We start from the raw sequence: 14,820 nt of genomic DNA on the forward strand, positions 1-14,820 counted from the left end.
TCAATCAAGGGAAAAGCCTCCCGGAGCGGGACTAACACCTCGCATCTTTTATCAACGGGCGCTGACCACAGTTTCAAGCTCAAAGGCCACGGTCTTGGCGAAACGCTCCCGTTTCGTGGTGTCCATATGTTCGACTTGGCCAAAACTCAGGCAATGGGTGACGCATTTGGTCACACAGGCAGGCTGCAGGCCCTGGTCCACCCGGTCCATGCAGTAGTCGCACTTCACCGCTTTCCCCGTCTCAGGATTCCATTGGGGTGCCCCCCAGGGGCAGGCAGTGATGCAGGACTTGCAGCCCACGCAGAGGGCCGGCTCGACATAGACGATGCCGTCCTCCGGGCGCTTGCGCATGGCGTGGGTAGGACACACGGGCACGCACCAGGGGTCTTCGCAGTGGAAGCAGGGCATGAAGACGAAGGCCTGTTGGGGAAGTCCCGCCACCATCTTAGGGCCCACAGGCATAATCTGCCCCAGGCGAGGCCCGAAAGGCAGCCCTTTATAGCTCTTGCAGTGAACTTCGCAGCTCAAACAACCGATACACTTTTTTTGATCTTGCAGAAGAAAGTATTTGCTCATGGAATTCCTCACGAAAGGGGGCGTACCTGCACCAGGGTCTCATCCAAAGCAGGGCTGCCGCCAACCTTGTCGGAAATATTTTTTTGCAGGAGGGCGTCACTGGCGCCCTTCTGATAAGCACGGCTCTGGACCGGCACGGTTTTCCCGAAGCCGTGCAGCATGAACGCGGCCTCAGAATGGATGAGGTCGGTGACCTTGGCTCTGATTTTACCTGTGGTGCCCAAGGGGGATAGCACCTCCACATAGCCTCCGTCTTTGATGCCCAGCTTGGCCGCAACCTTGGTGGGAATCCACACCTCGTTCTCGGGCACTAACTCGTTTAACAGCGAGTTATTCTGCGTGGACACGTGAGTGTGCGCCGCGCAACGTCCCACCATCAGGCGGAACTGGCCCTCGGGCGGTGGCGTCACCGGTTCGTACGGCACAAACGAGGGGATGCCGGCTTTTTCCATGAGGGAGCTCACCAGTTCGATCTTGCCTGAAGGGGTGGGGAACTTGAGGCCGTCCTTCCGGTCCATCATGATAGCCTTGTCGGTAAGGGCCACAAACCCCTTGGCGTCAAAATCGTCCAGATTCACCCCCATGTCTTTGAGCTGAAAGTTCCAGATATCTTCGATGGTCTCAAAGGGCAGATATAGGCCCACGTCCAACCGATTGGCCAGTTCTTTGATGATCTGCCAGGCTGGCTTGGTATCGTAGCGGGGGGAAACGGCCTGCCGGCGGATACGCAGTTGGGGCCGGGGCCCGGACACCAGTTGGATGGAGTCGGCGCGCTCCAGGTACATGGATTCCGGCAGGATCACGTCGGCATACCAGGCGATTTCACTGAAATTGACGTCAATGGCGACGATGAGGTCCAGCTTGTCCAGGGCCTGGCGCACTTTCGCGCTGTCCGGGATGGACTGCAGCGGCTCAAAGCGGTTGATGATAAGGGCCTTGATGGGGTAAGGGTCTTCGTTTAAGATGGCATGGGCCAGCATCTGAGGATTGCCATGGCTGGAGTCAGCGATGGGAAAGGCTTCAAGGCCCGAGCCGTCAAACCGGGGAACTGTGATTTTGGGGAATTCCTGGGAAGCGACGTACTTGCCGATATCGCCCCGACCCGCGGCTTTGGGGCCTTTCCGAATGATCAGGCCACCGGTGGCCTCGATGCTTCCCATGAGGGCGTTCAGGATAATGAGGGAGCGCCTGAGATAAATTTCATTGAGGTGATGGGCGCTTCGATAACCATAATGGAAGATCACCGCGGGTTTGACTTCGGCCGCTTCCCGCGCCAAAGCCACGATCTCACCCGCCGGTATACCCGTTTCCGCCGCCGCCCATTCCGGAGTGTAGGGCTCCACAAAAGCCGTCAACTCGTCCAACCCGGACACCCAACGGTGCACGTAATCCTGATCGAAGAGCTTCTCCTTCAGGATGGTATGGATCAGGGCATAATTCAAGGCCAGGTCGGTACCGGGGCGGATCATCCAGTAGCGGTGAGCTTTGGTGGCCGTGACGTTCACCCGGGGGTCGATATAGGTAAGCTTGGCGCCCTTGTCCATGGCCTTAAGAAGGTTGTTGAGAGGGGCGATCTCTAAAGATTCAAAGATGTTCCGGCCATACATGATGATATGCCGGGTATTGGCGTAATCAACAGCCATCTGGGCGTCAGTATAGCCCGTCAAGCTGCGAAAGGCGGTGTTCAACGACCCCTTGCACAGGGCGTCATGGGTGAAGTGGTTGGGACTGCCCAGGGCCTTCATGAAAGCCTTGTTGATGTGGGTATTGAGGTTGGTGCGCTCCCCGAAAACCAGGCTCTGCCCACCATGCTCCTGGAGGATAGGCCTGAGTTTGTCCGCCACATACTCCAGAGCGTCCTCCCAACTGGCCCGGCGCCATTGGCCGGCGCCCCGGGGTCCGGAGCGAATCATGGGATATTGGGGCCGTTCATGGTCATGCAGCAGGGACAGCCCTGCACTCCCTTTGGCGCACAACGCCCCTTCAATGCCCCCAACATGGGGATTGCCCTGAATCCAGGTGACATCATCGTTTTCCACCATCACCTGAATAGGGCAGCGCACCGTGCACATAAAACAGATGCTCCATACTTCAGTTGCCATGATCCTATCCTCTCTCTTTAAAGCCGGTTCGCATTAATCATCTGTTTAATATTACTAGATTTTCCTACGAAAAGCTCCTCTCTTATCAAGCAGTTGCCTACCCCCGTTTCTACCCTTGGGTGTCAAGTAGATTCCTGACCCTGAGCCTGATGGCCAACCGCACCGCACCATGCCTTGATCCGCCGAATCCAGGGCAGCCGCTTTAAAATCAGATAGGCCGCAATATAAATGAGAATGAACCCCCCGATATAGCCCAGAGACCAGTTGGTGCCGGGGATGGGGAACTCCATCTCCAGAAAACGATACTGCATCCAGCCCAAAGCGAAAAAAATCGGCCAGAAAAACGTTGCCGACAGAGTCAACTGCATGAAGAAGGACTGGCCGAAGGCATCATTGGCTAGTTTGTTGGTCGCCTCATAGGCCGGTCTGTCCCCTGTCTTCAAGGCCTCCATGGACAAATCCTGGTATTTTTTGGCTTCGTCGGCCGTGCGTCCGAGATGACGCCGCACCAGGGACATCGCCAGGTTAGAGGTGCACTCCCCCACCAAGAAGGCCAATGAAGCCAGGACAAAGGTCCCCAGGAGAAAATTCAGGGCAGCATGACCCGTGAGCCGGTAAAACCAGATCAAGTAGGGGTCCAGGAAGAGATAAACGGGATGCATTTCCATAGTCAGGGAACCCATGGGCGGGGACGGTAGTGGCTGCGTCCCCGCCTTCCATCAATTAGTCTATCGTTTTAGCACCTTACATGCCCGGGAAAATTGATTTGCCCATGAAGCCCTTGGTCAAATAACCGATGCCGACGTACACGGCCAGGACCACGAAGATGCGCTTCAGCCAGACATCCGGAATCTTCTTGGAGGTCATCGGACCGAGGACGGAGCCGATGGCGATGCCGATGAGTTCAGTGCTGATCAGGACAAAATCCACGGGCACCGCCCGGACCACCATCATATTAAAGATGTTGACGATCATGCCCACCAGCACTGCCAGGGCCGAAGTGCCGGCCACGATGAACATGGGCAGACCGGCCACGGAGGTGAGGAAGGGCACGTAGAGAAAGCCGCCGCCCACCCCGATGAAAGCCGAGATGCCGTTGATCACAAACCCGCCCAAGACGGGCCAGAGGGGATTAAAAGAAAATTCCTGGCCATAAAAGGTAAAAGCGATTCTGGTCAGGCCCCAATGCTTCACCTGAACGCCGCAGGCATGGGCCCCGCCCTCGTCCACGGCGCATTTTCTGATGTGGATGTCCTCAAAGGCCTTGGCTGCGGCTTTGGCCGCCTTCTTGCTGGCTTGCCCCTTAGGGGTGGTTTCATAAAAGAGCACAAAGGCTACGGCAAAGACGATGATCCCGAAAAACCCCACGTAGAAACTGACATCCATTTTGCCCACGGTAAGCAAGGGGACAAGGTAGCCTGCGAGGATGCCGCCGGCAGCTAAACAGAGGCCCAAAGGCAGCACCAAGCGGCCCATGCGATAGTAGGTAAAGGAAGAGATCAGTGCCGATAATCCCACCAAGTACTGGTTGCTGGTGCGGATGGAATCAGTCAGCATTTTGTTCAAAAATGGACTAGTTTTCTTAAAAGTCGAGGCATAATCCGACAGCCCGAAGACCGAGATATGGCCTACCCCGGCCATGATGCCCCCGAAGGCGCCCACGGACGAGAAAATCCAGCCCACCCAGATGCCCCATAAGATGTAAAAGAGCCAGAAATGATGCGGCGCCCCGGGGATCCCCATGAACCCTTTAGTGGCCTCAGGGTTGATCTGCCCCGGTCCTGTGCCCGCCGGGGTCTTGGCAATGGCTTCTTCCAACTTGCCCGCCTCCGCCGGGGCGGTCAACACCAGGGCGGCGAAGGCGACCAGAATGACCGCCATGCCAATAAGAATCCAGGTGTTTCTCTTCATAACAAAAAGCCTCCTTAATGAAATTATTTAGACCCGCCCTCTTGTAATCCATTGGGTCGGTATGGTGCGCCGGGCCTATCTCCAAAACATTTTTTTAGTTAACGATTAACATATAAAACATGTTGATATCAGTTGTCAATTATTTTTTTTGGTTGAGACCGGGGCTTATTTATGTTAATGGTTAACTTAAATAATTAACGGTTAACTTAACCTGAAAATAGGATGCCGCTGGTTCAAAGGAGCGCCATGTTTCAAGGGGATTTGGGGAAACTCTGGGAAAAGGTTAGTGCCACCATGATGGAAGGAGTGGTAGTGGTGGACCCCAAGGGGATAATTCAGACCGTCAACCGCGCCATGGAGGAGATTACCGGCTACACGCACAACGAACTCATCGGTCAGAGCTGTGCGATGATCAGGTGTAACGCCTGCTTCAGTGCGGACCAAGCCAACGCTCGCAAACAGTGCGAGCTGTTCCAAAACGGTGTCGTTGCGCCCTCCAAGTGTGTCCTGGCTAATAAGGATGGTACCCTGAGACATGTCATGAAGACTGCGACTCTGATCCTGGACGACGACGCCCAAATTTTGGGCGGGGTAGAGTTCTTTATGGATATCAGTGAGTTGGCTGCTCAGGAACGGCTCATCACCCGATTGCGCCGGGAACTGAGCCAGGAGGACGGGTTTCAAGGGATCATCGGCAAGTCTGCCGTCATGCTTCAGCTTTTCTCCCTGATCGAAAGCGTCGCGTCAAACGATGCTTCGGTAATCATTTATGGTGAGAGCGGCACCGGCAAGGAGATGGTGGCCCGGGCTATTCATAACTTAAGTCCTCATCGGCAGGGACCTTATATCAGGGTGAATTGCAAGGCCTTGCAGGAATCGCTGCTCGAGACTGAGCTCTTTGGACCCGGTCACGGTGCTTCCAATGCGGCGGAACCTGCCCGCCTCGGCCATTTCGAAGCGGCCAATGGGGGCGACATTTTCTTAGATGAGGTGGCGGACCTGTCCCTCAATATCCAGGCCAGGCTGCTACGGGTTTTATGTGAGAAAGTCATCGAAAGAGAGGGCAGCCAGAAGCCCATCGTGGTGGACGTGCGGGTGATCGCCGCAACTAATCGGGATCTTCAGGGTCTCGTGGCGGAGGGCCGGTTCCGGGAAGACCTGTTTTATCGCCTCAACGTCATCCCCATTCACCTGCCGCCCTTGCGGGAGCGCCGAGAAGATATCCCCCTGCTGGCAGAGGCCTTCATCGAGCGCACCCGGCTCAAGACCCGCAAACCCGTGGGTGGCCTCAGCAAAGAGGCCCTGGAATTGCTGCTGAAGTATGATTGGCCAGGCAATGTTCGAGAGCTGATCAACGCCATGGAGTATGCCTTTATGTTGTGCCCGGAAGGGTATATTTTGCCGGAACATCTGCCGATCCACCTCAGCCAGAAAGGCGCGGCCCGGTTAAAAACCTCCAAAGCTCAGGATGGCAGCCCGTCCCGGGATAAGGAGGCGCTGCTGAGAGCTTTGAAAGGAGCCGGAGGCAAGGTGAGCGAGGCCGCCAGGATTTTAGGGGTAAGCCGCGTTACCTTGTGGAAGTGGCTAAAATATCATAAAATTAACGCCAAAGATGTGCTTTGATTCCCTTGCCTGGGCGAGAGCTACACGGCCCGTGGGAACTCTATAAGGTTTTGCCAAAAGTTTTTTCCTCTAATTCTCCTCTCCCCTTGTGGGAGAGGGTAGGGTGAGGGGTTAATAAGAAAAAACTTTTGGCAATGAGTATAAGGAGTGCAGATCATGAGTGCGCGCAGCGTGGCTCTCCTGTTATGTGTCGGCCTTCTCCTGGGTGGTTGCGGGAATGACGAGCCGGCCAAGACCATTGATTTATCCAAACGGGGGGAGGTCACGGTAGACCGTCCTGATCATGCCATCACCTATGCTTATCTGCCCCAATACGCTCATACGGTCTCCTATGCCCGGCACCATCTGGTAATAGAATATTTGAGCCGCGTCACCGGACTGACCATCCGCCAGGTTTTTCCCGATACCTTTGATGAACACATGCACATGGTGGGCCGGGGGCTGATCGATCTCACTTTTAGCAATCCTTTCATTTACACCAAGATCGCTGACCGCTACGGGGCTCGGGCCTTCGCCCGGATCGTCGAACCCCAGGGTCAAGAAAACTTTCGCGGCCAGATTATTTGCCGCGCCGATAACCACAATCTCAAAACCCTGGCTGATTTGAAAGGCAAACGCCTGATTGCCGTGGACCCCACTTCCGCGGGAGGCTATCTTTATCCCTGGGGCATGATTTTGGAGAATGGCCTGCGCAAGGAGGATTTCACCGAAATAACCTTTGCCCCGGGGCCGGGGGGCAAGCAGGAGAAGGTGGTTATGGCGGTTTATTCGGGGAAGTACGATGTGGGCCTGATTCGCGAGGGAACCCTGAATATCCTGAAGAACAAGATCGATCTCACGAAAATCCGGGTCCTGGCCTACTCTCCCTGGTATCCGGGCTGGGTTTATGCCGCCCGGCGGGGACTTGACCCGGCTCTGGTGGAAAAGATCAAACAGGCCCTGTTGGCTTTGAATATGAATAACCCGGCAGATAGGGCCATCCTGGAAAAGGGCGGCTTTATTAAAGTCGTCCCGGCTCAGGACGCGGACTTTAACGGAGTGCGGCGGCTGGCCCATATCGTGGAATCCGGCGGACGGCGATAGATACCAGCGCTATCTTTTTGGGGCCTCCCTTAAGGTGCCTCTAAGGTTGAGGGCAACATGCGGTTTTTAACCAGGCTGTCGTTTCGCAGTAAAATAATTTTGGGAATCACCGCAGTAGTCCTGGTCTTCGGCCTGCTCTCCGCCATTTTCGTGAGCCGAATCGCCAAGCAGGCCATGCTGGGGGAAATCAAAAAGCGGGGTCTGAGTCTGGGCCTGTCGTTGGCCGCCCGCAGCGCCGACCCCTTGCTGGCCCTGGACTTTCTCCGCCTGAAAAATATGGTGGACGAATTAAAAGAGTCCAGCGATGACATCATCTATGTCTTTGTCCAGGATAAAAACAGCCAGATATTGTCCCACACGTTCAAAAACGGTTTTCCCACGGACCTCAAAGACGCCAATCAAGTGCCCCCAGACGCGAGTCAGCATGTTCAACTCTTGAATACGGGAGAGGGGCGGATTTACGATTTTGCCATACCGGTCACCATCAGTAACGAGCGTCTGGGGACGGTGCACGTGGGTCTGTCCCAGGTCAAAGCCCAGGCTGCGGTGCGCCGGCTTCTCTTCATCATCTTCTGCATTTCGGCCGGGTCCGGCCTGATGGCGGTGGTGCTGGGCACCCTGTTTGCCGGTACCGTCACCCGGCGCTTAAACATTTTGAGGCGATCCGCCGAGTCCATCGTCAGAGGCAATCTTGATCTCCAGACCGGCCCCCAACTCAAGCGCAACTGCTGGGATATCAAGGATTGCCAGGAGCCCCAATGCCCGGCCTACAACGATACCCGCCGGCGCTGCTGGTATCTGGTGGGAACCATGTGCCCTGAGTGCGCCTCCGGAGGTTTTGAACAAAAAATCGAAGCCTGCCAGGAGTGCCCGGTTTACCAGGAAATGAGGGGCGATGAAATCCAGAGCCTGGCCGAGGCCTTCGACTTTATGGCTCTTAATCTGGATTCCTATATTGCCAGCCTCAAAGAGGCCGAACGGACTCTGACCAGGCAGCAGCAGCTGCTCAAAACCATTCTGGATGTAACCCCTGACCTGGTAAGTCTGCAGGATGAAAATCTCATTTATCGGGCGGTTAATCCGGCTTTTTGCCAGTTCTTCGGTCTGGATGAACCGGATGTCCTGGGCAAGTCGAATGCCCAAATCTTCCCCCAAGTGGCCGGACGCCACCGGGCGGAAGATCTTGAGATCCTCAAGACCGGCGCACCTATAAGCAAGGAACTCCTCTTAACCAGAAACCACCGTCGCTACTGGCTGCATATAGTCAAGGTGCCGGTTTATGATGTGGACCGGATTGCCGGTCTGCTGCTCACGGTCCGGGATATTTCCGAGATTAAACAGTACCAGGAGAAATTATTGCAGACGGTAAAAATGGAGCAGTTGGGCCGGTTGGCCGGCGGCATGGCCCACGAAATCAACACCCCCTTGTGCATCATCCTGGGTTATGCCCAGATGCTGCTGGAAGACGTACCCGCTAACACGGAAAGTTTTGAATATTTGGGTATCATTGAAAAACAGGCCCAGATTTGCCGGCGCATAGTCGGCGATTTACTGAGCTTTTCCAGGAATATTGAAAGCAAAATGGAGGAATTGGACCTCAACCAGTCCATCGAGGAGGTCTTGCACCTGGTCGGACACACCTTCAAGCAAAACTGGGTTGATATCGTTACCGCTTTCGATCCCGATTTGCCGCGCTTAACCGGCGATAAGGAAAAACTCAAGCAGGTGTGGATCAACCTTTTGAATAATGCCTTTGATTCCATCGGCCAGGATGGCACCATCTGGGTGAAAACCAGTATCTGTCCCCAGGGCCGGCGGGTGCTGGTGACGGTGGCCGATAGCGGGTCCGGCATTGAACCTGAAGACCTGAAAAGGGTATTTGAACCGTTCTTCACCACCAAGCCCCCCGGCGCCGGCACCGGCCTGGGGCTGTCGGTCTCTTTCGGCATCATCCAGGACCATCACGGCGCCATCTCCGCCCTGAGCCCAAACCCCCCGGCCTTTTTAGGTGATGCCGGACCGGGCCGAAGAGCGCCGGGGCCGGGCTCGGTGTTTCTGGTGGAATTGCCGGTGTCGCCGGATGAACCCGGGGCGGATTCTTGTGAAGACTTTATAACGAATTTGAGTCCGAGCAGTTACCAGCAAGCCTCTTAGGAGGGGTTATGGGTGATATCTTAGTGCTTGACGACGTCCTCGACGCCGGCGTCATGATCAAACGCATCCTGGAACGGAAGGGCCATCAGGTAGCGGTGTTCACAGAAGAGGAAGCAGCCCTCGCACATGCTCGAACTCACCCGGTGCAAGTGGCGATTTTGGACATCCGGCTCAAAAAGATGAGTGGCGTGGATATGCTCCAGGAACTGAAAAAGCTGTCCCCCCAAACCCAGGTAATCATGCTGACCGGTTACCCCACCCTGGAAACGGCGCGCCAGTCCAAGGAACTTGGCGCCTTTGATTATTGCATCAAGCCGATTGACAAAGAAGAGTTGGAAGAAAAAGTGAGTAGCGCCCTGGCCGCGGCCAAGGAGCAGCTTACAACACTTACAACCAGGTAGATGGGGGATCTAAGGGGATTTGGATTTTCACGCTAAAGCTGCGATTATATAACGTCCGGCAATTTTGCAAGAAGTTCAAAAGATTTTTCCGTTATGTCCCAGTCTGAAAGAACCTAACCCATTCCCGCCCCCACATGCTTATAAAATTTTCTCTTTAGAATTCGATGTGATAAAATTATATTCCAACATTATGGAAGGTTGTCTGTCCGAGGGAGGCGGTTTTGGCCGACTGGGCTCAGATCAGGGCGCAGCTTGTTGAAGCACTAATTTCCGCGCCGAAGCAAAAAAGTACACCTGGCTCTTGCGGTCTCCTTCCCATCCGGCAGTTTTCCCGGTCCTCTTCACCCTGCCTATCTTTCAGCCGCTTTTTCTCCATGGAGCCTTGAGATGAAAACTATAACCGGCCGGACCATCGCCTTCATGAGCGCGGGGCTGGTGGTGCTAATAGGACTGGCCTTCTGGTATTGGTCCCCTCCGGCCCAATCTCTGCGGCCCTATGCCGGGCCCGTGGAGAAAATATCTATCAGCGCCGTTTCAAACTCCACATCAGGCCTGCTTCTTATTGCTCAAGCTAAAGGATATTTCCGGAATAACGGCCTGGAGGCCACGCTAAAGTTCTTTCCGACCGGTCCCTTGGGGCTGGAACAACTGCAGGCGGGCCAGATCGATATCGCCCATGTCTCCGATTTTGTTTTAGTCCAGGAAATTTTTAAAGGTGCGAAGTCCCTGCGCTGTTTGGGTTCAATCGGCACCACGGATATTTTGCATATGACGGTCCTAAAGGACCGGGGGATTTTGCAGCCCGGCGATTTGAAAGGAAAAAGCATCGGCGTTGCGCGTGGGACCATCGCGGAATTTTTCCTGGGAAGGTTTTTAACCTTTAACCAGCTTTCTTTAAGCGATATTCACCTAATCTCCCTCACCCCCGAGGAAACACCCGCGGTCCTGGCCAATGGCCAGGTGGATGCGGCCATGGTCTGGGACCCGATAGCCTATGATATTAACCAGCGCCTGGGCAACAAGATCATCAGTTGGCCGGGGCAAACCGGTCAAAAATTTTATAATGTCCTGGTGGGCCGCGACGAATTTATCAAATCCCGGTCAAAGGCTCTGGAAAGGCTGTTCCGGGCCTTGGCCCAGGCTGAAACCTTTAGCAAAAATAACCGGGATGAGAGCCTCGCGATCATCGCCAAACACCTTAACCTCGATCAAGCTATTTTCAAAAGCACTTGGCTCAAAAGCTCTTATGAGCTGTCTTTTGACCAAGCGCTCTTAATCTCTATGGAGGACGAAGCCCGCTGGATGATCAAAAATAAACTGACCGGCCAAACCAGAATCCCCAATTATCTGGACTACCTCAATGCGGAACCGCTGGACAAGGTTACACAGCAAGCGGTCAGTATAATCATCCCCAAAGACAAGAAGTAAATAACTCCGATCTTTAGGAACGCAGCCATGAGAGTCAGAAGCACGGTAAAGATTGCTACTTTTATCACCATAATCGTAGTTATAATTTACAGCGCTCTTGACGTATTCATCGACCAAGCCCAGGAGTTAAAGGAGCAAGATTTACAAAAAGTGGCTGACCTCAGTGGGACTTTTGACCAGTTGCGGGACATTACCACCGATTATGTGCTCTACCGGACGGCACGGGCCCACCAACAATGGTGGACGGTTCAGGGGGAGCTCCTCCAGAGATTAAATACCCCTGAGTACCAGGCGTTCCAAAGGAAATATCTCATCGAAGACCTCGACGACCGGTTAAAGCTGATGGGCGAGGGCTTCACCAGGCTGACGACAACCATCGGTAAAACCGGCTTGAGTGCACCGGAAGTTGAAGCCAATCAAGAATTCCAGAATAGATTGATAGCCCAGATCAGGCTCACCGCCCATAAAATAGTGGCAAGCCTTGTTAAGATATCTGAAGAGATCGGCCGCGACAGAGTTTCGCTGAAGAGTCAGGAAAACCTGCTTGATGTCATCGCCTTGCTGACCTTAGCCTCATTTATTATCGCGAATTCCATATTCCTTTTAAGATCGGTGGTGCGGCCGGTTTTGCAACTTCACGAAGGCGCCCAGATCATTGGCCGCGGCAACCTGGATCACCGGGTGGCGGCCACCGGCACGGGGGAGATCCGGGAACTATCCCAGGCCTTTAATGAGATGATCGACAACCTGGCGAAGGTCACGGTATCCCGTGACGAACTGGCCCGGGAAGTGGAAGAACGCCAGCAGACCCAGAAGGCCTTGCGCCGGGCCCACGAGGAACTGGAACAGCGGGTGGAGGAGCGCACCGAGGAACTGCGCCTGGCGTTGGCCCAATTGCAGGCAGAAGTGACTGAGCGCCAGCAGGCGGAGCAGGCTGTACGGAAATCCGAACAGCGCCTGCGTTACCTGGCCTCCCAAATCCTGACCGCCCAGGAACAGGAGCGCAAACGCATCGCCATGGAACTTCACGAAGGCCTGGGGCAATCCATGACGGCGCTCAAAATGCACTTGCGGTTCATTCAGATGGAAGTGCCGGCAGAGTCGGTAACCATAAAAGAGGATTTCAATGGCGCCCAAAACCTGTTAAAGGAAATGATTGACGAGGTGCGGCGTATTTCCCAGGGCTTGAGCCCGGCGCTCCTTGAAAACCTGGGGTTAACCGCGGCCTTAAAGCGTCTCTTGGACGATTTTGGTAAGTATCAAAACGCAACGGTACAAGCAGATACGGACGACATCCAAAACCTGTTCTCGCCCCAGACCGAGACCAACATATTCAGAATCTTCCAGGAATCTCTCAATAACATTGCCAAGCATGCCCAGTCCACTCAAGTCACAGTCACCATCAAAAGGCAAGACGGGAAAGTAAATTTTCTCATCAAAGATAACGGGGTGGGATTCGATTTTGAACAAATCACGCGTAATGAAATAGCAGATAAAGGCATGGGGCTTGCGGCTATGGATGAACGGCTGCGGATGATCGGCGCCCATCTCAATATCTTGAGTCAAAAAAGTAATGGCACTGCAATCAGCTTCTCCATCCCCATCGACGCTAGTGGTCTGTTTTAGAATTAACTGCACATAAATCCAGGTCCGGAACGCTGGACTTGGCTGGCTTAAGCACCGTAGGGCGGGAAAGCGCAGCGCATCCCGCCTTACGAATCATTCCATCTCTGATACGAAGTTGCGGCCATACAAGTAATTTGTGTTTTGTAGGGGCGGACCTATGTGTCCGCCCTCAGGACCGGCACTCGCGCAGGTGCGTCCCTACAGAATCGAAGCTATGTTTACTTCTATGAGCGCAACTCGGTATGACTACCGAATGTTATCATCTGCCGCCCACTCCAGGTACTTGTGCAAGCTTGAATAAGGCCAATCCATTTTAGGGGAATCTAAAAATGTAAGGAGGGCACTGCCCACCACATTGAGCCTGTTTATCAAATCCCCCCTGTTCGCCTCTTCCCCTTTTCACCCTCCTTTTAAAACCTTCCCCCCATCCCGCCAGCGTACCCGGTAAGTTCAGCGTAACCCAGTCCGGCAACCGGCGCCCCGTTCTTCGTGCCCGCAACCTTGACCTCGCCCTCCCAATAGGTCACCTTCGCCGGGGCCGGAGCCCGGATCTCCTGGTCGGCCAAAGTCGGCGTCAGGTTAAGGCGGTAGCCCGCCTTAGGGATGGCGATCTCCCACCCCGCCGGATACTTGATGCCCGTATGCGGGGACGTCCAGACGCCGGTAGCCTTGACCTGAAAGTCCGCCAGCTTCAAATGCCGGACCTGCCCCTGCGGGTCGATCAAAGTGCCCGAAGAAGCCGGGTCCACCGAACCATCCTTATGCCGCAAGAGATAGAGCATCACGTCCCAGCCGTCGCCCAACTGCACGCTGAACCAGTCCCACCCCGAAAGATTCGGGGCCATGGCGCCGCTGAAAAACTCGTGGTCCATCCAGCTTTCGCCGCTCACCGTTAGGGTGCGGCCGTCCACAGTGATGGCACCCTTGGTCGAAACGCGGCTGATGGAATAGTAATAGCTCGCGGAGTTGTATGCCTCGGACTTGCGACTGTAGCCGCCTTCACCATGCAGGGCCGGGGGTTTCAATGGCGTAAGCGTCAGGTCCAACCCCAGGCCTTCAGCTTGGGCCTTAAGGTGAAATTCATCCCCCATAAGCTCCGTGTGCCAGTCGTCGATCCAGACCCGCATGGCCCCCGCCTTTGCCCCGGACAAACCCAAAGCCCCCCGTCCGGCCTTATCCCGAAAGGCAAAGGTGCTCCGGGCCGGGTCGGTAACGGCCAGGTGGGCGAAATAGATGGTGTTCAAGGACCAGGCCGAGCGGGCTTTAAGGTCGGGTTGCCGTAAAGCGGTCCGAAAGAAGGTCAACTGGTAGCCGAAGGTTTCCCCGGACGCGGCCTTAAGGTGCCCCACATAATACCACCACTCGGTCTGGAACGAAGGGTGAGCCCCGTGGTCCCGGGGGAACTCAAAGGCCCGTCCCGGCTGTGGCGTCTGAAAGGCCTCAGCGGCCCACCCCACCCCGGTCAACAGTACCACCAACATAAGCCCCAAGGCTAGTTTAGCCATAATTAAAGTCGAGGTCCCAAGGTCGTAGGGCGGAAAAGCGCAGCGCATCCCGCCTACGGATCGTTACGGTTTTCATTGTTGCCTTTACCAAGAACCAAAACCTAAAAAAATCATTATAGGCCATTTCAAAACCTATTTTGGGTTCACCTTGAAATGACTTGAAAGGAAATAATCACCCCCCTTTGGACAAAGGGGGGCAGGGGGGATTTATATAACATCTTGAAATCCCCCTAAATCCCAGCAGTGTCCGGTTAGAAAATTGCATGAGGTTGTTCTGCCCCCCTCACCCCAGCTCTCTCCCCCCGAAGCGGGTGGAGAGGGGGTAGGAGATGTGGCCGTTTTAGTAACCATAAGGCATTAAATCGGTTCCACTTTTTCCCCTCTCCCCAATGGGGGAGAGGGTTAGGGTGA

General features: G+C 54.8%; 11 protein-coding genes. 6 read left to right on the forward strand and 5 right to left on the reverse strand.

The window, feature by feature from the left end; genetic code table 11:
- Nucleotides 1-51: 51 nt before the first annotated feature.
- The 4 genes from WC600_15905 to WC600_15920 form a co-directional block, all read right to left on the reverse strand.
- Entirely contained in the window at nt 52-576 is a 525-nt protein-coding gene (locus WC600_15905) for a 4Fe-4S dicluster domain-containing protein (GenBank protein MFA4904218.1), read from the reverse strand.
- A gap of 8 nt (nt 577-584) precedes the next feature.
- Complete coding sequence (locus WC600_15910) at nt 585-2,678, reverse strand: molybdopterin-dependent oxidoreductase (protein MFA4904219.1); 2,094 nt, start codon at nt 2,676-2,678, stop codon at nt 585-587.
- 122 nt (nt 2,679-2,800) lie between these two features.
- On the reverse strand, nt 2,801-3,346 hold the full coding sequence (locus WC600_15915) for a hypothetical protein (protein MFA4904220.1): 546 nt from the start codon (nt 3,344-3,346) through the stop codon (nt 2,801-2,803).
- 76 nt (nt 3,347-3,422) lie between these two features.
- Entirely contained in the window at nt 3,423-4,589 is a 1,167-nt protein-coding gene (locus tag WC600_15920) for a sulfite exporter TauE/SafE family protein (GenBank protein MFA4904221.1), read from the reverse strand.
- A gap of 246 nt (nt 4,590-4,835) precedes the next feature.
- Between WC600_15920 and WC600_15925 the strand changes: the two genes are divergently transcribed.
- The 6 genes from WC600_15925 to WC600_15950 all read left to right on the forward strand — a co-directional run bounded on the left by WC600_15925 (nt 4,836) and on the right by WC600_15950 (nt 12,904).
- Nucleotides 4,836-6,212, forward strand: coding sequence for a sigma 54-interacting transcriptional regulator (locus WC600_15925; GenBank protein MFA4904222.1), 1,377 nt, complete (start codon nt 4,836-4,838; stop codon nt 6,210-6,212).
- A 156-nt stretch (nt 6,213-6,368) separates the two neighbouring features.
- On the forward strand, nt 6,369-7,295 hold the full coding sequence (locus WC600_15930) for a phosphate/phosphite/phosphonate ABC transporter substrate-binding protein (GenBank protein ID MFA4904223.1): 927 nt from the start codon (nt 6,369-6,371) through the stop codon (nt 7,293-7,295).
- A 57-nt stretch (nt 7,296-7,352) separates the two neighbouring features.
- The gene (locus WC600_15935) at nt 7,353-9,449 is read left to right on the forward strand and encodes an ATP-binding protein (GenBank protein MFA4904224.1); all 2,097 of its coding nucleotides are present in this window, start codon (nt 7,353-7,355) and stop codon (nt 9,447-9,449) included.
- Nucleotides 9,450-9,457: 8 nt separating this feature from the next.
- Nucleotides 9,458-9,850 carry a response regulator gene (locus WC600_15940; protein ID MFA4904225.1) on the forward strand — a complete coding sequence of 131 codons (393 nt, stop codon included), beginning with the start codon at nt 9,458-9,460 and terminating at the stop codon, nt 9,848-9,850.
- 387 nt (nt 9,851-10,237) lie between these two features.
- Nucleotides 10,238-11,278 (forward strand): NrtA/SsuA/CpmA family ABC transporter substrate-binding protein, encoded by a 1,041-nt coding sequence (locus tag WC600_15945; protein MFA4904226.1) that lies wholly within the window; start codon nt 10,238-10,240, stop codon nt 11,276-11,278.
- 27 nt (nt 11,279-11,305) lie between these two features.
- Nucleotides 11,306-12,904, forward strand: coding sequence for a HAMP domain-containing protein (locus WC600_15950; protein ID MFA4904227.1), 1,599 nt, complete (start codon nt 11,306-11,308; stop codon nt 12,902-12,904).
- A gap of 410 nt (nt 12,905-13,314) precedes the next feature.
- Here WC600_15950 and WC600_15955 read toward each other — a convergent pair whose 3' ends face one another.
- Nucleotides 13,315-14,409, reverse strand: a complete 1,095-nt coding sequence (locus WC600_15955; GenBank protein ID MFA4904228.1) for a lipocalin-like domain-containing protein — start codon at nt 14,407-14,409, stop codon at nt 13,315-13,317.
- Nucleotides 14,410-14,820 lie beyond the last annotated feature (411 nt).

The sequence above is a fragment of the Desulfobaccales bacterium genome (assembly GCA_041648175.1).
Lineage (GTDB): Bacteria > Desulfobacterota > Desulfobaccia > Desulfobaccales > 0-14-0-80-60-11 > 0-14-0-80-60-11.

Bases quoted from the DNA above. Each gene is read 5' to 3' on its own strand.
- WC600_15915 (MFA4904220.1), bottom strand. From the start codon at position 3,346: ATGGAAATGCATCCCGTTTATCTCTTCCTGGACCCCTACTTGATCTGG.
- WC600_15935 (MFA4904224.1), top strand. From the start codon at position 7,353: ATGCGGTTTTTAACCAGGCTGTCGTTTCGCAGTAAAATAATTTTGGGA.
- WC600_15945 (MFA4904226.1), top strand. From the start codon at position 10,238: ATGAAAACTATAACCGGCCGGACCATCGCCTTCATGAGCGCGGGGCTG.
- WC600_15950 (MFA4904227.1), top strand. From the start codon at position 11,306: ATGAGAGTCAGAAGCACGGTAAAGATTGCTACTTTTATCACCATAATC.
- WC600_15930 (MFA4904223.1), top strand. From the start codon at position 6,369: ATGAGTGCGCGCAGCGTGGCTCTCCTGTTATGTGTCGGCCTTCTCCTG.
- WC600_15925 (MFA4904222.1), top strand. From the start codon at position 4,836: ATGTTTCAAGGGGATTTGGGGAAACTCTGGGAAAAGGTTAGTGCCACC.
- WC600_15955 (MFA4904228.1), bottom strand. From the start codon at position 14,409: ATGGCTAAACTAGCCTTGGGGCTTATGTTGGTGGTACTGTTGACCGGG.
- WC600_15905 (MFA4904218.1), bottom strand. From the start codon at position 576: ATGAGCAAATACTTTCTTCTGCAAGATCAAAAAAAGTGTATCGGTTGT.
- WC600_15910 (MFA4904219.1), bottom strand. From the start codon at position 2,678: ATGGCAACTGAAGTATGGAGCATCTGTTTTATGTGCACGGTGCGCTGC.
- WC600_15920 (MFA4904221.1), bottom strand. From the start codon at position 4,589: ATGAAGAGAAACACCTGGATTCTTATTGGCATGGCGGTCATTCTGGTC.
- WC600_15940 (MFA4904225.1), top strand. From the start codon at position 9,458: ATGGGTGATATCTTAGTGCTTGACGACGTCCTCGACGCCGGCGTCATG.